This window comes from Streptococcus sp. 4094 (assembly GCF_013277125.1).
Lineage (GTDB): Bacteria > Bacillota > Bacilli > Lactobacillales > Streptococcaceae > Streptococcus.
Genome location: NZ_VMMI01000004.1, coordinates 13635 through 35563 on the forward strand (window position 1 = coordinate 13635; position 21929 = coordinate 35563).

Consider the following 21929-nt stretch of genomic DNA (forward strand, 5'->3'; position numbering starts at 1 on the left):
GACTTGAAATAAAGCACATTTCTCTATATAATAATACTCATATAGAAAACACCTTTTAGAAAGATACCTATGCTTCCATATCCATTTTCCTATTTTTCAAGTATTTGGGGATTTCGTAAGCCCCTGTCCAAACGTTTCGGACTCAACTGGTTCCAACTACTCTTTACCAGTATCTTCCTTATCAGCTTGTCTATGGTACCCATTGCCATTCAAAACAGCTCGCAGGAGACTTATCCGCTAGAAACCTTTATCGATAATGTCTATGAACCATTGACAGATGAGGTTGTCCAGGATCTCTCTGAGCATGCTGCAATTGTTGATGGTAAATTAACTTATACAGGAACAGCTAGTCAAGCCCCTTCTATTGTGATCGGTCCAAGCCCAAGTAAGGAGTTCCCGAAGGACTTGCAACTGCATTTCGATACGAATGAGCTCGTCATCAGCAAGGAAAATAAGGAACTGACCCGAGTCTCTTACCGAGTGATTGATACTGAGAGTTTCAAAAGCAAAGACAGCTTAACCCAAGCGATTTCTAAAGACTGGTACCAACAGAATCGTGTCTATATCAGTCTCTTCCTAGTTCTCGGTGCCAGCTTCCTCTTTGGTTTGAATTTCTTTATTGTCTCTCTAGGAGCTAGTCTTCTCCTTTATATCACTAAGAAATCACGCCTCTTTTCATTTAGAACCTTTAAAGAGTGCTATCATTTTATCTTGAACTGTTTAGGATTGCCAACTCTGATTACGCTTATTTTGGGATTATTTGGCCAAAATATGTCAAACCTCATCACTATACAAAACATTCTTTTTGTTCTGTATCTGGTCACTATCTTTTATAAAACACATTTCCGTGATCCAGATTACCATAAATAGGAGATTTTTATGCCCGTTACGATTAAAGACGTGGCCAAGGCTGCTGGTGTTTCGCCTTCAACCGTAACCCGTGTTATTCAAAATAAATCAACCATTAGCGACGAAACAAAAAAACGCGTTCGCAAGGCTATGAAGGAACTCAACTACCACCCCAACCTCAATGCTCGTAGCTTGGTAAGCAGTTATACCCAAGTTATTGGCTTGGTGCTTCCTGACGACTCAGATGCCTTCTATCAAAATCCTTTCTTCCCATCTGTTCTCCGTGGCATTGCCCAAGTCGCTTCTGAAAATCACTACGCCATTCAGATTGCGACAGGTAAAGATGCCAAAGAGCGTCTTAAAGCTATTTCTCAGATGGTCTATGGTAAGCGTGTAGATGGTTTGATTTTCCTCTATGCCCAAGAAGAGGACCCTTTGGTTAAGTTAGTAGCAGACGAGCAATTTCCTTTCCTTATCTTAGGTAAATCTCTATCTCCTTTCATTCCACTTGTCGATAATGACAATGTCCAAGCTGGTTTTGATGCGACAGAGTATTTCATCAAAAAAGGATGCAAGCGAATTGCCTTTATCGGAGGTACTAAGCGACTCTTCGTAACACAAGACCGTCTGACAGGTTACGAGCTAGCTCTAAAACAATACCAACTTCCTCTCGATACTAATCTGACTTACTTTGCTACTGAATTTCTTGAAGATAATGGTTATCGCTTTAGTAGACTTCTCTTCAAACACGATCCAAATATTGACGCTATTATTACCATTGATAGTCTCCTTGCTGCAGGGGTCTGTGATTACATCGCAAAACACCAACTGGATGTCCCTGTTCTCAGCTTCGACTCAGTCAATCCCAAGCTCAACTTGGCAGCCTATGTCGATATTAATAGCCTAGAACTTGGTCGAACATCATTTGAAACAATTCTTCAGATTATCAACGATGCTAAAAGCAATAAACAAATTTGTTACCGTCAGTTAATCGCCCACAAAATTATCGAAAAATAAAAACCAGCTCGCGCTGGTTTTTTTGGTCACTAATTTTCTGTTTCAACGAATCGTCCCAGAATATGAACATTCTCCGATACAGAGACAAAGGCTCCTGAGTCCACCTGTTTCATAATCTGTTTAAATTCATTAAACTCTGCACGTGTAATAACAGTGATTAAAACTGCCTTTCTCTCGTGATTGTAGGTTCCTTCTGCATCGTGGATCATGGTTGCTCCGCGGTGCAATTTTTTATGGATTTTCTCAATTACTTTATCTGGATGATTGGTCACAATCATAGCCTGCATGCGTTTTTGCTTAGTAAAGACAGCGTCTGTGACACGGCTAGAGACAAAGATGGTAATCATAGAGTAGAGAGCGTATTTCCAACCAAAGGTCAAGCCTGCTATCAGCATGATAGTCCCATTTACTAAGAAAGAAATACTACCGACATTCTTACCTGTTTTCTTGCGAATAGTCAAACTGACAATATCCGTCCCACCACTAGAGATATTGTTGCGAAGAGCAAAACCAATCCCCAAGCCCATGACAACGCCCCCAAAAAGGGCATTGATAATGGGATCCTCCGTCAAGGTTGCCACAGGGACAAACTGGATAAAGAAGGAACTCATGGATACCGTGATAAAGGTAAAGACGGTGAACTTATGGCCAATCTGATACCAAGCCAAGACCATCAAAGGGAAGTTAATAGCGTAAAAGGTTAGCGAAATCGGAATATGAAAACCAAACCAGTGATTACTCAAGGCAGAGATAATCTGTGCCAGACCTGTCGCACCACTCGAATACACATGCCCTGGTTGGAAAAAGAAATTGACTGCCACTGCTGATAAAAAACCATAGACCAGAGAAGCTGAAATCTTCTCATCATATTTTTCCCGAGAGATGCTTTGTAAGACACGTAAAATTTTTATCTGATAAGCAAAGCGGCGCAGATAATAGCGCCACCGCTTAATTCGTTTTGCTTGTTTCATCTTCTTCTACTTGTAAGCTGAGTTCCTCTAGTTGTTTGAGAGCGACTGTTGAAGGAGCTTGTGTCATTGGGTCACTTGCCTTGTTGTTCTTAGGAAAGGCAATGACTTCACGGATATTTTCTTCTCCTGCTAAGAGCATGACAAAACGATCAAGCCCTATAGCCAAACCACCGTGTGGTGGGAAACCATAGTCCATGGCTTCAAGAAGGAAACCAAACTGGTCATTTGCTTCTTCAGCTGAGAAACCAAGAGCCTTGAACATGCGTTCTTGAAGGTCTTTTTGGTTGATACGAAGACTACCACCACCAAGCTCATAACCGTTCAAGACAATATCGTAAGCAATGGCACGAACCTTAGCCAAATCACCTTCTAATTCGTGAGCAGTCTCTTCCTGTGGAAGTGTGAATGGATGGTGGGCGCTCATGTAGCGGCCTTCTTCTTCAGACCATTCAAACATCGGCCAGTCAACCACCCAAAGGAAGTTGAACTTATCATTATCAATCAAGCCAAGCTCTTTGGCAATACGTCCACGAAGGGCACCGAGAGTTGCATTGGCCACTTCAAGCGTATCCGCCACAAAGAGAACCAAGTCCTTGTCTTCAAGAGCAAGCGCTGCTGTCAATTCTTCTTGGATACCAGTCAAGAACTTGGCAACTGGTCCGTTTAATTCTCCATCAACCACCTTGACCCAAGCAAGACCTTTGGCACCATATTGTTTGGCTACTTCCGTCATCTTGTCGATGTCTTTACGTGAATAGTTGTCCGCAGCGCCTTTGACCACAATTGCTTTTACAGCAGGTGCTTCTGAAAAGACTTTAAAATCTACACCTTTGACCACTTCTGTCAAGTCCTGAAGCAACATGTCAAAACGAGTATCTGGCTTATCAGAACCGTAACGAGCCATAGCGTCATCATACTTCATACGCGGGAAAGGCAGAGTGACTTCGATGCCTTTAGTTTCTTTCATCACGCGTGCAATCAAGCCTTCTGTGATATCTTGGATTTCTTGCTCAGTAAGGAAAGACGTTTCCAAGTCGACCTGAGTGAACTCAGGCTGGCGGTCACCACGCAAGTCCTCGTCACGGAAACATTTGACGATTTGGTAGTAACGGTCAAAACCAGCATTCATCAACAATTGCTTAGTGATTTGTGGACTTTGAGGAAGAGCATAGAAATGCCCCTTATTAACACGAGATGGCACCAAATAATCACGCGCCCCTTCAGGCGTTGACTTAGAAAGGAATGGTGTCTCCACGTCGATAAACTCCAACTCATCCAAGTAATTACGGATAGAGTGGGTCACCTTAGCACGAAGTTTAAGATTTTCCAACATTTCTGGACGACGAAGGTCAAGGTAACGGTAACGCAAACGTGTATCGTCATTGGCCTCAATACCATCCTTAATCTCAAATGGTGTTGTCTTAGCTGTATTAAGCACTGTCAGAGCTGTCACGTTTAACTCAACTGCACCAGTTGGCAACTTATCATTGGCTTGCTCACGCGCAGCGACCTGACCAGTCACCTCGATAACAAATTCGCTACGAAGGCTTTCAGCTGTTGTCATAACCTCTGCAGAGACTTTTTCAGGGTTGATAACCAACTGCATGATTCCTTCACGGTCACGAAGATCGATAAAGATCAAACCACCAAGGTCACGACGACGGCCTACCCATCCTTTCAAGGTTATTTCTTGTCCGATGTGTTCCTCACGAACACGACCAGCATACATACTACGTTTCATTGTTTCTCTCCTCTTTTATTCTGTTACTATTTTACCATAAAAGCGCAGGCTCTTCATGAAAATCATCAGAAAAGTTTGCCAGTCTTTAAAAATTAACTCACATACAAAAATCCGATGAAGTTCACCGGACTCTTTTATTTTGAATTGTTGCCTGCTTTACGCTTTTCAGCGATTTCGGCTGCCTTTCGAGGCAAGACAATTTCCGTTATGTAAGCTGTCCCAAAACGCAAGACACCTGCAATAGGGGCAAAGACGACTACTAGATAGTTATAGAAGAAATCGCCCTTAAAGGCATAAGCTAGCGCCCCAATGATGAAAAATAGAACAACTGCTTGAATCACTGCTAATAAAATTACTCGTTTCATGTGACCTCCTGACTCTATTATAGCATGAGTATCATCAAAAAGCCGATTAAATTATTCAAAGCGTGGAGAGAAATACTGTAGACCAGACCTTTTCTGCTAATGTAAGCCAAACCCAAACTAAAACCAAGGCTAAAATAGACAAAAAATTGTTGCACATCACCTGGGAAATGAATCAAGGCAAACAGAAGACTAGATACCAGAAGGAAAATCAGAGTTTGTTTCCTATTGTCCTGCTTAGGAAAGAGATAGCGTGCCAACATCCCTCTAAAGATAAGTTCTTCCGTCAAAGGAGCAAAAATAACGACCGCAAAGAATGAGAAAAGTGGTTGAGACAAGGTCAAGTCTATCGCTATTTGCTGATTTACTGAAGGATCATTTGGCAAGAAAAACTGGACAACAAGAGATAAGAACCAAACCAAGACAGGAAGCCAAATAAATCGGTTGAAGCCACTCTTCTCAATACGAACAGGACCTTTCTGATACCATTTGTAAATGCCGTACACATAAACTCCAGCCAAGGCCACATAGAGCAAGGTCACAGCATAGGGTGAACCGCCTAAGGCAAGCGACGTAGTCGCGAGCACCTGAATGAAGCCATAGATGAATAAAAAGGATAGAATGGCTAGAAGAAACCAGCCAAGGTTTTTAAGTAGTTTCATAAAGTTCTCCTATCTTGCTTTATAGCTGTTTTTCAATACAAAGAGGTTTGCTATTCCTAACACAAGTACCCAGGCAAGTAACATACCAATATTAGAAAAAGATATTTCCCCACCTTTTTGATTTAAAAGATTTACAATAGGACCGACGAACGAGTAATCTAACACTTTCTGAGCCGTATCATTTTGAAGAGCAATTATAGGTAAAAAAGAGACAATTAACATAGGGAAGATACTATAAACTTGCGCTTTAGATTGAGTATCTGAAACCGCACCGATTAGAAGGTTGAGAAAAATAATACTAATCGTTGCTAGGAGCAAATAGATAACGTAGGCAACTAAATAACCAGATACATCTACTCTAAGATAGATGGGAAGTGCAATCATAGCAAGCAACATTATCAGAATAGGGAGAACGAGCATACTGAAAGTATATTCTGTTGCTGTCACACCACTTAGAATGAGTGATTTCAGATTTCGTTTTTCCTTATCTTCTGCCATCATAATCGATACCATATAACCACTTCCCATACTCAAGACCATGGTCAAACTCGTAGAGAGGAGAAACATACTCAATTCTCCATTCTTATTCATGAATTCATTATATAGAACAGCAATACCAAAAGGCATCAATAAAGTTGCTAACAAACTTGAATTGCTAATAAGAACTTGTACTCTTAACCATAGTAGGGCATTTAATTTTCTAAACATCTAACTTTTCTCCTGTCAATCTGATAAAGATTTCTTCTAGAGTTGGCTCACAAGAGTGAACCATCATCAAATCTGTCGTATCTAAATGTGGTAATTCTTCAAATGGAACGATCTGTTCTCGTCCATCATTATAAACCACACGTACTTTCTTATCCACATGGTACTTCTGGATAATATCTTGTGGACTTCCATACTCTATTAAGTTCCCCTTATTCAAAAGAGATAAGCGATCACAAAGCAGAGTTGCTTCATGCATATCATGCGTGGTCAGAAAGATAGTTGTCCCCGCCTGCTTTAACTCTTGAAGTAGGGTATGAATCATCTTAGATGTTGTAGGGTCTAAGCCACTGGTTGGCTCATCTAGAAAGAGAATCTTAGGAGCATTCAGAAGGGCACGAGCCAAGAACATTCGTTGTTTCATTCCAGTAGATAACTTTTCTGCAATAATATCTTTAGCATCTGCCAATCCAACCTGTTGGAGCACCTGATTTACTCTATCTGCCTTGAGACCATATAACTTAGCATAGATGAGAAGATTTTTATAAAGACTCATCTTTTCATAAAAACCACTGCCATCACTAACAATACCAATTTGTTCCAAATCATTTGAGGTTAAATCTTGAGAATTCTTGCCTAACAAAACTGTTTTACCTTGATCTGCAGCCAACTGACCTGTTAAGACATTGATCATGGTTGTTTTACCTGAGCCAGAAGGCCCAAGAAAACCAAAGATTTCACCCTCCTTAATCTCAAAAGAAATCTGATGAAGAGCTTTTTTGTTCCCAAAACTTTTGCTTACATTTTCAACACGAATCATAAAAACTCCTTTATTTGAAATAACGTTTCACCATAGGTAACTGCATCACATTGATATAAATATGGATTGCTCCGACAAACAAGAAGGCTAGTAACTGAATCTCTCCTGTCAGTAAAGAAAAGAGAGCAATCAGAAAGTACAAAGCTGGCAAGACATACTGATGTAATTGGAATAAAATCCGAAAACTCTGTTCCAAATTAGCCTGGCGCTCCCCTTCATCGCAAGAATTGACATAACCTAAGATATCCTTTGGCATAGAGAAAAATACCATATCAAACTGGCGAACAATCGCAATGGTTTTATAAAAATATTTTTGAGCATTAAAAGTCAACACTAATCCCAAAAAAGAAAGAGATAAGGTTAGATTGCTTCTATTTAGTATAACCACTTCACTTGCTGAAATGAAGAGAGCCAATAAAATCACTACACTTGCACTATTAAAAGCAATACTTCCAAACTCAAGATTCCGATACATTTGCACATAATAGCTTTCATTCAGATCATCATCCATTTCCTCTTGATACAAGGAATGAAATTTTCTGCTTTTCTTTAAGAAATTGAAAGTCAAAAAAAGACTAATGAAACCTAATACTAAACAAATAGCTGATATCCAAGGTATCAAGACTTTTACATCTAAAATAACTTCGTAGGATTCGGCACGTGCCTTAAACATCCCTACAAACATGCCCAAGAAGCCTCCAAAGACAACAGACATTAAAAATAACAAGACACCTTTCTTATTCTTTTTCATATTCATTCTCCTTTTTCACTCGCTAAATTGTTTGCTTTCTTTTCAATCCAGTCAACGACTGGGATGAGGGCAAAGTAGGCCCAAATAAATTGGTCACTGTAATAGAGATCAAACCATCCTAGATTTGTTCCAATTAGTAGACACACGCTGACTAATAAAGCTATGGCAACTACATAATAAATCACTTTATACTTGTTCATCATTTTTCTCCTTTTTCTTTAACCAGTTGAAAATGGACAAGAGGACTAAGTTAACCCAAAACAAATACTTACTTTCAACAAAATAGAACCAACCCAGTAATGTTCCAATCATAGCAAAAGCATTCACAATAAGGGCAAGAACACTCATACAATAAATCACTTTATACTTGTTCATCACTCGTCCTCCTCCAAGCGAAATACCGATTCGACTGTTTCGTTGAAAATTTGAGATATTTTCAGGGCAATGATAATGGACGGGGTGTATTCATCCCGTTCTAATAGACTGATAGTCTGTCTGGAAACCTCTGCTAGCTTGGCTAGTTCGGTTTGATTAAGGCCATCGCGAGCCCGCAACTCTTTTAGACGATTTTTTAGTTGCATGTCACACACCTACTCTCCGTCAAATTCAACGGCTTGGATATCCTCAATACGTTGCAACTTGATTTTTTCTTTTCCCGTCTTATCTACGTATCGTAGCTTGACCCATTCCTCATCAACATCCACAACTTCCCAAAAATTTGTTCCAAATAGTTCTCCAATGATTGTTGGTTTCTTTCCAATCATTTCTTGCAATAATCTCGACATTTCTGCGTTTCCTTTCTCTTTTCTTTCGATTACCTTTAACCTCTTCTCTATCCGCTTGATTTTCTTAGATTGACTCATATAAATCAAGACGAGAAAAGGAAACAAAATCCATACCCACATGTGGCTCCCTCCTATTTCTTAACTTGCTTATATTGTAACACATCTTTTTCTTTTTGACAAGCATATTTGTCAAAAAGTTTATGATTTTTGTCATTTTGCAAAAGAAAAAGGTCAGGAGTAGGTTCCTGACCAGTTTATCTATCATTAAAATCCTAGTTTTTCAAAGATTTCTGAGAAGTTTTGGCTGATTGTCTCAAGTGACACTTGCACTTCTTCTCGAGTTTGGTTGTTCTTGACTGTCACTTGTCCGCTTTCGACTTCGCTCTCTCCTAGGGTGATGAGGGTCTTAGACGCAAAGACATCGGCTGACTTGAACTGAGCTTTGAGTTTACGATTGAGGTAATCACGCTCTGCTTTGAAACCTTGTTGGCGAAGAGTCTGTACTAATTCCAAGGCCTTGACATTTGCTCCTTCTCCCAAAACTGCGATATAGACATCTAGGGCGTTTTCGATAGGGAGAGACACACCTTGCTTTTCAAGAATGAGAAGCAGGCGCTCTACACCAAGTCCAAAACCAAAGCCAGCAGTTTCAGGGCCTCCAAAGTAAGAAACCAAACCATCGTAACGACCACCCGCACAGACGGTCAGGTCATTGCCCTCAATCTCAGTGATAAACTCGAAAATGGTGTGGTTGTAGTAGTCCAGACCACGCACCATATTGGTATCGATGATATAGTCTACACCCAGATTTTCCAACATCTGACGCACAGCATCAAAATGAGCTTGGCTTTCTTCATCAAGGAAATCCAAGATAGAAGGTGCATTCTCCACTGCCACCTTGTCTTCTTTTTCCTTAGAGTCCAAGACACGGAGAGGATTTTCCTCCAAACGACGTTGGCTATCCTTGGACAAGGTCTCCTTGAGCGGTGTCAAATAGTCAATCAAGGCTTGACGGTAGGCCGCACGACTCTCAGGATTCCCAAGAGTGTTGAGGTGCAATTTGACACCTTGGATGCCAATTTCTTTCAGGAAGTGGGCTGCCATAGCGATGGTTTCCACATCGGTAGCTGGATTGCTAGATCCAAAACACTCAACACCAATCTGGTGGAACTGGCGCAAACGCCCTGCCTGTGGACGCTCATAGCGGAACATAGGGCCCATGTAGTAGAACTTACTTGGCTTTTGCACTTCTGGGGCGAAGAGTTTATTTTCCACGTAGGAACGGACAACAGGCGCAGTTCCTTCTGGACGGAGGGTAATATGGCGGTCACCCTTGTCATAGAAATCGTACATTTCCTTGGTTACGATATCCGTTGTATCTCCGACAGAACGGCTGATAACCTCGTAATGCTCAAAAATAGGCGTGCGCACTTCTGCATAGTTATAGCGCTTGAAAATTTCACGGGCAAAGCCCTCAACGTACTGCCATTTGGCAGATTCAGCAGGTAAAATATCCTGCGTTCCTTTTGGTTTTTGTAATTTCATAGGGAATCCTCTTTAAACTTAATAGTCTTATTTTACCATAAATAGAGGGATTAAAACAGTGAGAACAAAATTAGGATTTATACTCAATGAAAATCAAAAAGCAAACTAGGAAGTTAGCCGCAGGTTGCTCAAAACAATGTTTTGAAGTTGTGGATAGAACTGACGAAGTCAGTAACCATATCTACGGTAAGGCGACACTGACGTGGTTTGAAGAGATTTTCGAAGAGTATTAGATATCATTTTTGAGATTAAGAATCGTCAAAAGAATAGCTAGCAAGGAAAGACCAACAAATAGCATCCAAGTCAACTGTATATTCCATACAGCTACAAGTGAAAAACAGGCTGTTCCCACAGGTATGGATAAGGTGAACAATAAACCTAAAAAATTACTGGTACGAGCTAGAACCTCTGGAGCTAGATTTTTCAGGAGCATGGCACTAATCTTTGGTTGAACTTTACCAGACACATACAGAGTTGAACAGAGAAATAGTAAACCAAGTACGACTTGATTGAATAAATTAGCTAGACCAACTAGACTGAGTCCTACGGTCACCCACATCATCAATCTAGGCAAGGACTGCTTCCCAAAATAATCATTGCCCGTAAGGCTACTGATGATGATTGCTACTAAAGCACAGACTTGACTGATAAATAGTGCCTCTGTATAAGAAAAATTCAAGAGAGAATGGCTCAAAAAGAAGATATTATAAATTCCACCCAAAGCGCCACCCAAGGCATTGATAAGCAAGACAGCAAAGAGCATAAAACCAAAGTTTTTCTGTCCACTTTTAAGAAAAACGAGACGTAAATTTCGGTAAATCGTTAGGAACTGGTCTTTGATAGGAAGCTTCTCATTTTTTAGTGATTCACCATCAGCAGATGAAATTGATATACTCAATTTGCTTCTTCCTAAAAAGAGAACAGAAGCTGATACGAGGAAAAAACAGGCATTGATTCCCGCAACAAGGGAAAAATTGTTGACCGATAGCCCTAAGAGCCAGACTCCGAAAGATTGACCCCCAATAGCTGAAATATAGGTGATGAACTGTGAAAAAGAGTAAGCCTCCATCAAATCATTTTCAGCTACTTTTTCCTTAATAAGAGGCATGCGCAAACCACCAGCAAAATCACTGATGACATCACTAATGACATTGATCAAACACAGGCTAGAAAAGGCAAAGAGACTAGCTTGCTGAACAACTAGGGCTGCTAGAAAAAATAAAACCGCCTGAAACAAACCGCTATAGACCATCCATTTGACCTTGTCCCTCGTGTAATCTGCCCGAATCCCTACAAAAACTGTAAAGAGAGTCGGAAGAATCATGACAATATTCGCCATAGCAACAGCAAAGGAGGCTTGCGGCAAGGTCGATGCATAGACGATAAATACCAGGTTGAAAATCGAAGCACCAAAAGCATTGAAGAATCGTGACAAAGTCAAGAATCGATAAGCTTGATTTCTAAACAATAGTTTCATAGGTAATCTCCCTTCTTGTTCGAAGTTTTATGTGAAGTATGACTATAGTATAGCACTTAGAAATTTTAGAGGAAAAACTTTTGAATATATGCAACAAATGAAATGAGCAAAAAGAAACGATAGAATTTCTCCAGTGACACGAGAGAGCCCAATAGTTCTATCGCTTCAAATTTCAAATAATTTTCTTAGTTTGCAGATATTCAACAATCGATCGTTTTTCTATAGTATTCGGCAGATTTGTTACAGCCAAGCATCTCAAAAATACGGACAGCATCTTCCATCTTTTTTTGTCCTTCCTTGACTCTGCCTTGCTTGCTATCAAGGAGACCTTCCGCCCACAAATAGACAATTCGGAAGTAGGTCTCATTTTCCTTGTAGAAATGCTCTTCGATAACACGTTTAAAATAATGGGCATTAGTAAATTCTTCACACTCAATGCTAGCTAAAAAACCATTCAATAGTATAGTGTGAAAAAGGTTTCGATTGCCAGACATTTCCATTAGAAAATCAGATTTTCGGACCATTTCTCGTACATATCTAGTAAAAAGAGAAACAGATAAAAATGGTGAACTGACTGAAAATAAATTGAGTTCATAGATCCCCCAAATCTCGGTAGAAAACAAATAATCATGAAGGACTTTCCCTTCCTCTGCTGTTAACTCTACCCCTTCATCCATGCCCTTCATATAAGACTTGATCATAATGGCATTTAGAATATGTTTCTGTTTGTTTTGAGAATGGGCATGCTTTTGATACTCCTTGCGATACAAGTCCTCAAGCGGAGCTATATTCTTTGGATCCAAGACATCTATGATTTCTTTTCTCAACTCAGAATCTGTATCATACTGAAAACCTCTCGCCAGAAAGAGAATTTCCTCTACACTGGCAGATATATTTTCTAGGGCAAATAAAAACTTTTCCACCGAAAGCTCACTCTGACCTGTTTCAAATCGGGACAACATAGACGGCGAAAATTGTCCCCCAGTTGCTTGTCTCAGCGAGATATTTCTTGACTCTCGTAATTGTCTAAAGACTTTTCCAATCTGCTCCATAGACTTCCCCTTGATTCAGTATTTTCTTCATTTTATCATATTTTTCAGAAAATTCATCAAAAACTTGCCAAATTGTCAGAATTATGAGAAAATAGAGGATATTTATCACGTGGAGGGACTGTAATGAGAGAGGATATCAAAATCAATGACCGCGCTTTAGCCTTGCAAGACCAAATTATCGAAAAACTAGAGAAGGTTTTTGATACAGATGTGGAATTGGATGTTTACAATCTAGGACTGATTTATGAAATCAATCTGGATGAAACGGGCCTCTGCAAGATTGTCATGACCTTCACCGACACCGCCTGTGATTGTGCCGAAAGCCTGCCTATCGAAATCGTAGCAGGTCTGAAACAAATCGAGGGTATCGAAGATGTCAAGGTTGAAGTCACCTGGTCGCCTGCCTGGAAAATCACACGAATCAGTCGCTACGGCCGTATTGCCCTTGGACTGCCACCTCGTTAATACTCTTCAAAAATCTCTTCAAACCACGTCAGCTTAGCCTTATCGTATAGATGTTACTGACTNNAGTGTTTTGAGCAACCTGCGCCTAGCTTTCTAGTTTGCTCTTTGATTTTTATTGAGTATAGGCAGGCAAATCACTTTTGGAGATGAAAAGAAGCAAGCCGAAGTTGGCTTGCTTTTTGAGTTTATTTTTTACCTGACTTGTCCATATTCCAGAAGTCTGTCACGGCTCCGCGTGAAGCAGATGATACGATGTGGGCATATTTACCGAGGACACCACGACTGTAAAGTGGTGGCAAGGTAGTTTCTGCCTTGCGTTTTTCAAGTTCTTCTTCGGATACGGCCATGGAAATTTCTTTGGTATCTTGGTCAACCGTAACAATATCGCCTGTACGAAGGTAGGCAATTGGTCCACCATCCTGAGCCTCAGGAGCGATATGTCCAACAACTAGACCATAAGTCCCACCAGAGAAACGGCCATCCGTTAAGAGGGCAACCTTGTCTCCTTGACCTTTACCAACAATCATGGATGAAAGTGACAGCATCTCAGGCATACCAGGACCACCCTTAGGTCCAACAAAACGAACAACGACAACATCGCCATCAACGATTTCATCTGTCAGAACGGCCTGAATCGCATCTTCTTCTGAGTCAAAGACCTTAGCTGGTCCAACGTGACGACGCACTTTAACACCTGATACCTTGGCAACTGCTCCATCAGGGGCAAGGTTCCCGTTCAAGATGATAAGCGGACCATCTGCACGTTTTGGATTTTCAAGTGGCATAATGACTTTTTGGCCTGGTGTAAGGTCTGCAAAGTCAGCTAAGTTTTCAGCTACAGTCTTACCAGTACATGTAATGCGGTCTCCATGAAGGAAACCATTTGCCAAGAGGTATCTCATAACCGCAGGCACACCACCGACTTCATAGAGGTCTTGGAAGACATACTGACCAGATGGTTTCAAGTCGGCCAAGTGAGGCACACGCTCTTGGATCGTATTGAAGTCCTCAAGTGACAAGTCAACATTGGCAGCATGGGCAATGGCAAGCAAGTGAAGAGTGGCATTTGTAGAACCACCGAGAGCCATAGTTACAGTGATGGCATCTTCAAAGGCTTCACGAGTCAAGATGTCTGATGGTTTGAGACCGAGCTCCAACATCTTAACAACAGCACGTCCTGCTGCTTCGATGTCTTCTTTCTTATCAGCTGATTCAGCTGGGTGAGATGAGGAGCCTGGCAAACTCATACCTAGAACTTCGATAGCTGTCGCCATGGTATTAGCTGTATACATACCACCACAGCCACCAGGGCCAGGGCAGGCATTACATTCAAGACGTTTTACGTCCTCAGCTGTCATGTCACCGTGGTTCCATTTTCCGATACCCTCAAAAACAGAAACCAAGTCAATATCTTTACCATCAAGATTTCCCGGTGCAATAGTTCCACCATAAGCGAAAATAGCTGGAATATCCATATTGGCAATGGCAATCATAGAACCAGGCATGTTCTTGTCACAGCCACCGATAGCGACGAAGGCATCCACATTGTGGCCTCCCATAGCCGCCTCGATTGAGTCCGCAATGATATCACGAGATGTCAAAGAGAAACGCATACCGGGCGTTCCCATGGCAATCCCGTCCGCTACAGTGATAGTCCCAAACTGCACAGGCCAAGCACCTGCCGATTTGACACCTTCTTTAGCCAATTTCCCAAAATCATGCAAGTGGATGTTACATGGTGTATTTTCCGCCCAAGTCGAAATCACTCCCACAATCGGTGTCTCAAAGTCCTTATCTGTCATACCAGTCGCACGAAGCATAGCACGGTTTGGTGATTTTACCATACTGTCATAAATGCTACTGCGGTGACGTTTATCTAATTCGGTCATTTGTTCCCTCCCATTTCAGTTTTTACTATTATAGCACATTTTAAAAGCAATGAACAGAAGAAAATTCTTGAATTTTCAGAAAATTCTATATACATATGAAATATTTAAAACTAAAAACAACAAAGCGGATTAGGGCACTTTCTGATGACCAGAATATGCTTTTTAATCCGCTTTCTTTAAATAACGTACTGTAATTGTTACAAAAATTCTTTCAGAACAGTGTATTCAACATCTATCTTGCATTATAAATTTCTAGAACTTTCTCTTTTATATTCGATTCACTCAAACCATACTCATTAAGAAGATAATCCACTTTCCCTACTTGACCGAATCTTTCTTGAACACCCATCCGATGAATTTTTGTTATTCCATCATCAGAGAATAATTCACATAAAGCACTGCCAATTCCACCTATCTGATTGTGGTTTTCTACAGTAAATATAGTTTTTCCACTTAACATTGTTTTTATCTGTTCTGGTATCGGTTTAATTCTAAATAAATCTATCACACCTACTGAATAACCTAATTTAGACAGTTCATCCGCAACTCGAATACTTGGAGCAACCATTATGCCAGAAGCAACGATTACAACATCTTCACCGTGTCTTAACTCAATGTAGCCTTTAGAAAAATCTTCTCCACCTTGATATACAGCCTCTGGAGCTTTTCTAATTGTTCGAATATATTTCAGTCCTTTTAAGTCTAATGTCTGGTTCAATATTTCACGAAATTGGATATCATCAGTTGCTTCAAAAATGATCGATTTAGGAATTAAACGTAACAATCCAATTTCTTCAAATGGCATATGTGTCCCACCATTCATTTCTGCAGTTACTCCTGCATCTGATCCAATCACAGTGGCATCCAATTGTGCGTATCCAAGAGAAATAAATAATTGATCAAATACCCTTCGTGAAGCAAAAGGACCAAATGTATGAAGATAAGGTCTAAACCCCTGAATAGATAAACCTGCTGCAAGTCCGACCATCTCTGCTTCCATGATCCCAACATTCACATAACGGTCTCCAAAGTCCTTTTCAAGATTATTAGTAGCCCTAGAACTTGACAAGTCTGCTTCTAAAACTACTATATCAGAATAACTTTGGTTAGCCTCTAGAAGGAAATCTCTATACACATGTCGTAATTCTTTCGTACTTCTCATCATTCTGTTTCCTCCAATTCCTGACTTAATCTTTCTACAACTGAAGTTAACATTTGTCTCTCCTCTACAGTAGGGCGAAGATGATGATTGGATTTCATTTCTTCCAGCTCTCGAACTCCTTGACCTTTAATAGTGTCTAATACAATACACTTAGGGGATGAATTATTTGACTGTTTTAATTGGATAATCCCTTCATAAATTTCTCTAATATCTGAACCATTGACCCTAATGGATTCAAATCCAAATGATGAGAATTTTTCTACAAAATCACCTGGATTACAAATATCCTTTGTAAAACCATCTAATTGTTTTTTGTTATCGTCTACAAATACAATTAAATTAGATAACTGTTGATGAGAAGCAAACTGTATAGCCTCCCAACATTGTCCCTCATTTAACTCACCATCTCCAACAATAGCATAGGTATAAAAGGGACTTTTTCTTATTCTCTGACCATATGCAAGTCCGGTTGCAACACTAATTCCTTGTCCTAAAGAGCCCGTTGTCATATCTATGCCTGGCGTTAGATTTCTATCAGGATGAGACGGTAATTTGGTTCCATTTGTATTTAAAGAATATAAGAATTCTTTGTCAAAGAAACCATTCAAATAGAGTGTACTGTATAGAGCTGGTCCTCCGTGACCTTTTGATAATATGAAATAATCTCTATCTCGCGATGCAAATATTTCTGGAGTCATTGGCATTATTTCACCATAAAGCACTGCTAGAACTTCTACGATAGACAGGCTCCCTCCATAATGACCAAATCCAAGATGATTCAAGGTTTCAAGAGTATTTAATCGGATGTTAGTCGCAAATTTTCTTAACTCATCTTCTCTATTTTTACTTAAAATCATCCCTTATTCCTCCTTTACAGATGGCTTTTTAATAAAGGATACTCCAAACATAACTGCTAAAATAAGAACAAGACCAATCACAATGCCTGCTTGTGAGCCAAATTGATTTAACATTCCTAAAATAATTCCTGATAGACCAAAATCTGCATCTGAGAAAGTTGATCCTTGGAAACCAAGTCCTCCCAAAACTGGCATTAAAAAGACTGGAAGAAAACTGATTAAAATACCTTGTAAAAATGCTCCAATAGTGGCTCCACGAACACCACCAGATGCATTCCCAATAACACCTGCAGTCGCTCCACAGAAGAAATGAGGCACAACGCCTGGTAAGATAACAACCGTTCCTGAAGCAATCATAATTGCCATACTTACTAAACCACCAACAAAACTAGAGATAAATCCAATTAGAACTGCATTGGGTGCATAAGTATAAACAATCGGACAATCCAAAGCAGGTTTTGAATTAGGTACAAGACGCTCTGAAATACCTTTAAAGGCTGGAACAATTTCACCCAAAATAAGGCGAACACCTGCTAAAATAACAAATACACCTGCTGCAAATTGACCTGCTAATTGTAAAGCATAAACTAGACCACTTGTACCACTACTGATTTCTTTTTCTATATATTCTGACCCTGCAAAGATAGCTACAATAATATAAATAACTGCCATGGATAAAGTAATACTAACAGTACTATCACGTAAAAAAGCTAGACTCTTTGGAAATTTAATGTCCTCTGTTGATTTTGATTTGTCACCGATAAGGCTACCAGTAAAACCACTCAACCAATATCCCAAAGAACTGAAATGACCTAAAGCCACCTTGTCATTTCCAGTTAATTGAACCATATATTTTTGCACAAATGCTGGGGAAATACTCATAATAATACCGAGTGCTAATCCTCCTAGTAAGATAAGAGGCAAACTTGTAAAGCCAGCAACTGATAAAATGACTGCAATCATACACGCCATATATAGAGTGTGGTGCCCTGTTAAAAAGATATATTTGAATCGAGTAAAACGAGCAATTAAGATATTGAATACCATACCTGCAAACATAATCATTGCAGTAGCTGAGCCATATGTTGTTAAAGCTACAGCTACAATTGCTTCATTATTCGGCACAACGCCAGATAAATGAAAAGCATGCTCAAACATGGTACCAAATGGATTTAAAGAATTTTGTACAATTCCTGCACCACCAGATACAACTAAGAAACCAACAAAGGTCTTAATTCCACCTTTAATAATATCAGGTAATTTCTTCTTCTGAAGAACTAATCCTAAGATTGCAATTAAAGCTACTAAAATAGCTGGTGTACTAACAATATCCAATATGAACTTCATCATGACGCTAGCCTCCTATATAAGTCCTTTTTCTTCACAAAGTTTAGTAATTAATTCTCGTAGTTCATCCATATCAATAATACTATTTAAGATACGAACATCTCCAAGATGACTAGCTGAATCAGCTAGATCACGACCAACAATCCAAATATCAGCAGCATTTGGATCTGCTCCACCTAAATCATAGTGTTCAACTTCTACATCTGAAACATTCAAATCACTCAATACAGATTCAATATTCATCTGTACCATAAAACTTGAACCTAATCCTGAACCACAAGCTGTACCAATTTTTAACATTATTTAATCCTCCTGTTTAATTATCATTTCAATGTCATCATAGTTTTTTGATGATATTAAAGTTTGAACATGATTTTTATCTCTTAAAATTGTTGTTAAATGTGACAAAGCCTTTAAATGACTTTCATTATCAATGGCTGCAATACAAATCAACAATCTTACCTCTTGTTCTGGATTATCCAATAAATAAATCGGTTCTTCCAAAACTAACATTGACATTCCTATTTCATTCACACCTTCATCTGGCCGAGCGTGAGGAATTGCTACTCCCTTCCCTAAATTAATAAAAGGTCCAAACTCTTCTACTTTTTGAATCATTGCCTCAGGGTAGTTCTCAGTTATCTTATCTTGATCCAAAAGCGGTTTAGCTGCTAAACGAATCGCCTCCTTCCATCCTAATTTTTGCGAACTCACCTGATAGGTTTCTTTGGTAATAAGTTGTTCTAGCACTGGTACAATTTCCTTTCTATCATTTTTTTGATAAAGATAATTCTTTAACGCCAATCTTAATTCCAATTCTTGTGTAATAATTCCATATCTTTTGACAATATTCAGGATTTGTTCAATCTCAAAATCCCCATACTCTAAATTCGGAAAATCTTTTAACACTAGTTCTACTAGTTGTATTGCTTGCTCTTCAGTCATCATAACCGAAACTAGATAATTTGGCTTTTCTGTCTCCACCTTTATGGTAGAAAAAACCATATCATAGTCACTACTAGTTTTCGCCTGTAAATCATCAATCTTTGAGGTTCCTATGAACTCAATTTGAGGAAATAATGCTAATAGATTCTCTTTTAACATCAATGAAGAACTAACACCATTAGGACAAATGATTGCTGCTTTATACCATTTTTGAGGCAAAGTATCTGCTTTCTTTAAATAACCTCCGAAATGGATAACAAAATATGCTGTTTCACTATCAGGTATGGGCTTGTCAATAGCGTCCATCAAGGGAGTCAAAGAATCTTTTACTAGTTCAAATAAATCAGGATAATGTTCTTTAACATGCAACACATATTCATTTGAACTAGGTAGACCGAACTTTAATCTATAGTAAGCCGGTATAAGATGGCGACGAAGATTTTCTCTCAATCCTTCCCTTTGTTTAAAATGTAACAAAGAAATATCTTCCATTCTACTTATAATAGCCTCTGTTAATTGATTAAAGTAAACCGGAGCAACATCTACTTCACCTTCAAAGCAACTTGATAATAAAACGGTGATATAGCGATAATCATCCTCAGAAAACACCGTATCTATAATTCCCAAATCAACCACTGTATCCAATAAAATAGTGGTTATATCTTGAATAACAGGAGATACTAATGTCTCTGAAAGACCTACTCTTTCAACATCCCTTTGATACCTACACAGAATGAATACTAAACCGAAAAGGCAAACTTTTAATTGATTAACAATAGGTACTAGCTGTAGCTTCTCATAATAATCTTTAACTACCTGATTTATCAAATCATAAGTTAATGAATACCCCCAACTGGATAAAACATAATCCAAACCCCAAATTCCTATGGAGGATTCCAGCAACTCACTAACCATTTGAAAAGCTAAACGGTGCTTATTCCACTCTGAACCGTGTAAAGTATAACCTTTTGCTCTACTGTACCCTAGCTCCAAATCATTATCTAACATAATCTTTCTTAATGATTGAATATCAGATAAGGTTGTATTCTTACTTACTTTCAAAAAGTCTTGGTAATGATTATTCGATATAAAATCTAATCGGCAAAAAGTGTAAAGATAGATCAAAGCTAAGCGAGTCGACTTTGGTAAAACCAATTCATCCGACTTAATAATATCTGTCAAAGACTGCTTCGTACGATTTGATAAACTATAGCGACCTTGCTTTTTATCCAGCACTATCCCTTTATTAGCTAGATAAGGCACTAAATAATCTATTCCTTCTTTGACTTCCTTTATAGGTAAGCTCACCTTAACAGATAATTCATATAATGATAGCTCACAATGATCCATCAAAGTCATCAAAATAACTAGTGCTCTATAATCAAACATTTCTCTTCCTTTCTAACTACAATTATAGTGTAAAAGTTATAAGAATAAAAGAGTATTTGAGCACAATATAATCTCACCTTTTAAAAGAAATTATTGGGCTGAAAGTTTTTAGTAATTATTTTTCTACTTTTTCTTGACGTTATAAATTAAAGCGATATCATTTAGATAACAATTAATAGGAATGGTTGAAATGGCACTAGAACGGCTCAATGAAGGGGAATTGGTAGAGCTTGACAAAGAGCGAAAAGCTGCCATGGTTTCAAATCTCCTTGTCGTTCTTTGTGGCAATCATGATGCACAACCAATTGTCAACACAGGAAGTCTTTACTAAAGATGGTTGAAGCTAAAAAAAGCAGATCCCCCTTCGACTCTCAACAAAGTTATACGCTGCACTCACATCATGGGCAGAAGATGACTTTCGTTCAGTCAATGGCCAAATCGAATATCTCCTCACAGAATGTGTCAAACAACGGAAGAAAGACGGAAAATACGTATCAGAAACCATTGACGAACCATTTGAGATTGATATTTAACACCTTCTCCTGTCTGCCGTGCCGAATAGGAGAATTTTTTCATCTTTTTTTGTCAAGTAACTTTACTTTACAAAAAAGTTTTGATATACTATTAAAGTTGATGAAAATCAAACCTAACTGAATTATATCTTAAAAGGAGAAATTAAAATGGCAGTACCTGCACGTCGCACTTCAAAAGCGAAGAAAAACAAACGTCGTACACACTACAAAGTAACAGCTCCATCTGTAAACTTTGACGAAACTACTGGAGATTACTCACGTTCTCACCGTGTATCACTTAAAGGATACTACAAAGGACGTAAAATCGCTAAAGCTGCATCAGCTGAATAATAGAAGGGAGATACCATGCGCGTAAATATTACACTTGAACACAAAGAATCTGGTGAACGCTTGTACCTTACTTCTAAAAACAAACGTAACACTCCAGACCGTCTTCAATTGAAGAAATACTCACCAAAACTTCGCAAACACGTTGTGTTTACAGAAGTGAAGTAAGCATTCAATACGAATCAATACAGAAGAAAAACGCTATTCAAGCGTTTTTTCTTTTTGTTAATTTCAGTACATTTCAATAAAAATCAACCGAATCATGACCACCCCTAAAA

At 39.0% G+C, this 21929-nt stretch carries 28 protein-coding genes; 8 read left to right on the forward strand and 20 right to left on the reverse strand.

The features are described from left to right. Positions 1-69 precede the first annotated feature (69 nt). Both HT721_RS00555 and HT721_RS00560 read left to right on the forward strand, forming a co-directional pair. Positions 70-870: a DUF1189 domain-containing protein gene (locus HT721_RS00555; RefSeq protein ID WP_164226274.1), complete on the forward strand. Its 801-nt coding sequence runs from the start codon at positions 70-72 to the stop codon at positions 868-870. 9 nt (positions 871-879) lie between these two features. Next, complete coding sequence (locus HT721_RS00560) at positions 880-1866, forward strand: LacI family DNA-binding transcriptional regulator (RefSeq protein ID WP_164226273.1); 987 nt, start codon at positions 880-882, stop codon at positions 1864-1866. Between the two features lie 29 nt (positions 1867-1895). Here the strand turns inward: HT721_RS00560 and HT721_RS00565 are convergent, their stop codons facing one another. The 12 genes from HT721_RS00565 to hisS all read right to left on the reverse strand — a co-directional run bounded on the left by HT721_RS00565 (position 1896) and on the right by hisS (position 10208). Next, positions 1896-2837 carry a YitT family protein gene (locus HT721_RS00565; protein ID WP_164226272.1) on the reverse strand — a complete coding sequence of 314 codons (942 nt, stop codon included), beginning with the start codon at positions 2835-2837 and terminating at the stop codon, positions 1896-1898. Further along, positions 2815-4578 carry an aspartate--tRNA ligase gene (gene aspS, locus HT721_RS00570; protein ID WP_164226271.1) on the reverse strand — a complete coding sequence of 588 codons (1764 nt, stop codon included), beginning with the start codon at positions 4576-4578 and terminating at the stop codon, positions 2815-2817. Before aspS ends, HT721_RS00565 begins: the two co-directional genes overlap by 23 nt. Before the next feature lie 134 nt (positions 4579-4712). Beyond that, on the reverse strand, positions 4713-4943 hold the full coding sequence (locus HT721_RS00575; protein ID WP_164226270.1) for a hypothetical protein: 231 nt from the start codon (positions 4941-4943) through the stop codon (positions 4713-4715). A gap of 17 nt (positions 4944-4960) precedes the next feature. Then, entirely contained in the window at positions 4961-5602 is a 642-nt protein-coding gene (locus tag HT721_RS00580) for a type II CAAX endopeptidase family protein (RefSeq protein ID WP_164226269.1), read from the reverse strand. 9 nt (positions 5603-5611) lie between these two features. Further along, the gene (locus tag HT721_RS00585; protein WP_164226268.1) at positions 5612-6310 is read right to left on the reverse strand and encodes an ABC transporter permease; all 699 of its coding nucleotides are present in this window, start codon (positions 6308-6310) and stop codon (positions 5612-5614) included. Then, positions 6303-7127 (reverse strand): ABC transporter ATP-binding protein, encoded by an 825-nt coding sequence (locus HT721_RS00590; RefSeq protein ID WP_164226267.1) that lies wholly within the window; start codon positions 7125-7127, stop codon positions 6303-6305. The genes HT721_RS00585 and HT721_RS00590 overlap by 8 nt, the downstream gene beginning before the upstream one ends. Positions 7128-7137: 10 nt before the next feature. Continuing rightward, positions 7138-7878 carry a DUF3169 family protein gene (locus HT721_RS00595; RefSeq protein ID WP_049513535.1) on the reverse strand — a complete coding sequence of 247 codons (741 nt, stop codon included), beginning with the start codon at positions 7876-7878 and terminating at the stop codon, positions 7138-7140. A gap of 2 nt (positions 7879-7880) precedes the next feature. Next, entirely contained in the window at positions 7881-8078 is a 198-nt protein-coding gene (locus HT721_RS00600) for a hypothetical protein (protein ID WP_033682914.1), read from the reverse strand. Then, positions 8065-8253, reverse strand: coding sequence for a hypothetical protein (locus tag HT721_RS00605; protein WP_112444826.1), 189 nt, complete (start codon positions 8251-8253; stop codon positions 8065-8067). The genes HT721_RS00600 and HT721_RS00605 overlap by 14 nt, the downstream gene beginning before the upstream one ends. After that, complete coding sequence (locus HT721_RS00610) at positions 8253-8459, reverse strand: helix-turn-helix transcriptional regulator (protein ID WP_020900531.1); 207 nt, start codon at positions 8457-8459, stop codon at positions 8253-8255. The genes HT721_RS00605 and HT721_RS00610 overlap by 1 nt, the downstream gene beginning before the upstream one ends. Positions 8460-8468: 9 nt before the next feature. Next, positions 8469-8783 (reverse strand): hypothetical protein, encoded by a 315-nt coding sequence (locus tag HT721_RS00615; RefSeq protein WP_112444828.1) that lies wholly within the window; start codon positions 8781-8783, stop codon positions 8469-8471. Between the two features lie 144 nt (positions 8784-8927). Further along, positions 8928-10208 carry a histidine--tRNA ligase gene (hisS, locus tag HT721_RS00620; protein WP_112444830.1) on the reverse strand — a complete coding sequence of 427 codons (1281 nt, stop codon included), beginning with the start codon at positions 10206-10208 and terminating at the stop codon, positions 8928-8930. An 86-nt stretch (positions 10209-10294) separates the two neighbouring features. On the opposite strand from hisS, the gene HT721_RS11055 reads away from it, so the two are divergent. Beyond that, positions 10295-10441 carry a hypothetical protein gene (locus tag HT721_RS11055; RefSeq protein ID WP_000694304.1) on the forward strand — a complete coding sequence of 49 codons (147 nt, stop codon included), beginning with the start codon at positions 10295-10297 and terminating at the stop codon, positions 10439-10441. On the opposite strand, the gene HT721_RS00630 is transcribed toward HT721_RS11055, so the two are convergent. Next, on the reverse strand, positions 10438-11685 hold the full coding sequence (locus HT721_RS00630; protein WP_173214483.1) for a transporter: 1248 nt from the start codon (positions 11683-11685) through the stop codon (positions 10438-10440). The two genes, HT721_RS11055 and HT721_RS00630, sit on opposite strands and share 4 nt — an antisense overlap. A 200-nt stretch (positions 11686-11885) precedes the next feature. After that, positions 11886-12737 carry a quorum-sensing system transcriptional regulator Rgg gene (gene rgg, locus HT721_RS00635; RefSeq protein WP_173214482.1) on the reverse strand — a complete coding sequence of 284 codons (852 nt, stop codon included), beginning with the start codon at positions 12735-12737 and terminating at the stop codon, positions 11886-11888. Positions 12738-12860: 123 nt separating this feature from the next. Here rgg and HT721_RS00640 point away from each other — a divergent pair, with 123 nt between their 5' ends. Then, positions 12861-13202 (forward strand): metal-sulfur cluster assembly factor, encoded by a 342-nt coding sequence (locus tag HT721_RS00640; protein WP_001206380.1) that lies wholly within the window; start codon positions 12861-12863, stop codon positions 13200-13202. 185 nt (positions 13203-13387) lie between these two features. Here the strand turns inward: HT721_RS00640 and ilvD are convergent, their stop codons facing one another. The 6 genes from ilvD to HT721_RS00670 all read right to left on the reverse strand — a co-directional run bounded on the left by ilvD (position 13388) and on the right by HT721_RS00670 (position 20791). Continuing rightward, positions 13388-15091, reverse strand: a complete 1704-nt coding sequence (ilvD, locus tag HT721_RS00645; RefSeq protein WP_000137346.1) for a dihydroxy-acid dehydratase — start codon at positions 15089-15091, stop codon at positions 13388-13390. Between the two features lie 232 nt (positions 15092-15323). Then, the gene (locus tag HT721_RS00650; RefSeq protein WP_173228701.1) at positions 15324-16256 is read right to left on the reverse strand and encodes a transketolase family protein; all 933 of its coding nucleotides are present in this window, start codon (positions 16254-16256) and stop codon (positions 15324-15326) included. Beyond that, complete coding sequence (locus tag HT721_RS00655) at positions 16253-17110, reverse strand: transketolase (protein WP_166732271.1); 858 nt, start codon at positions 17108-17110, stop codon at positions 16253-16255. The genes HT721_RS00650 and HT721_RS00655 overlap by 4 nt, the downstream gene beginning before the upstream one ends. Before the next feature lie 3 nt (positions 17111-17113). Beyond that, positions 17114-18460, reverse strand: a complete 1347-nt coding sequence (locus HT721_RS00660; protein ID WP_000975300.1) for a PTS ascorbate transporter subunit IIC — start codon at positions 18458-18460, stop codon at positions 17114-17116. A gap of 12 nt (positions 18461-18472) precedes the next feature. After that, entirely contained in the window at positions 18473-18757 is a 285-nt protein-coding gene (locus HT721_RS00665) for a PTS sugar transporter subunit IIB (RefSeq protein ID WP_000912476.1), read from the reverse strand. A gap of 3 nt (positions 18758-18760) precedes the next feature. Further along, positions 18761-20791, reverse strand: a complete 2031-nt coding sequence (locus tag HT721_RS00670) for a BglG family transcription antiterminator (RefSeq protein ID WP_112444842.1) — start codon at positions 20789-20791, stop codon at positions 18761-18763. Between the two features lie 190 nt (positions 20792-20981). Here HT721_RS00670 and HT721_RS00675 point away from each other — a divergent pair, with 190 nt between their 5' ends. The 4 genes from HT721_RS00675 to rpmG all read left to right on the forward strand — a co-directional run bounded on the left by HT721_RS00675 (position 20982) and on the right by rpmG (position 21819). Then, entirely contained in the window at positions 20982-21122 is a 141-nt protein-coding gene (locus tag HT721_RS00675; RefSeq protein WP_001162849.1) for a hypothetical protein, read from the forward strand. 25 nt (positions 21123-21147) lie between these two features. Beyond that, positions 21148-21324 (forward strand): PTS ascorbate transporter subunit IIC, encoded by a 177-nt coding sequence (locus HT721_RS00680; RefSeq protein WP_033607100.1) that lies wholly within the window; start codon positions 21148-21150, stop codon positions 21322-21324. A 147-nt stretch (positions 21325-21471) separates the two neighbouring features. Next, positions 21472-21654, forward strand: a complete 183-nt coding sequence (gene rpmF / locus HT721_RS00685) for a 50S ribosomal protein L32 (protein WP_000290417.1) — start codon at positions 21472-21474, stop codon at positions 21652-21654. A 15-nt stretch (positions 21655-21669) separates the two neighbouring features. Continuing rightward, positions 21670-21819: a 50S ribosomal protein L33 gene (gene rpmG, locus HT721_RS00690; RefSeq protein WP_001265622.1), complete on the forward strand. Its 150-nt coding sequence runs from the start codon at positions 21670-21672 to the stop codon at positions 21817-21819. Positions 21820-21929 lie beyond the last annotated feature (110 nt).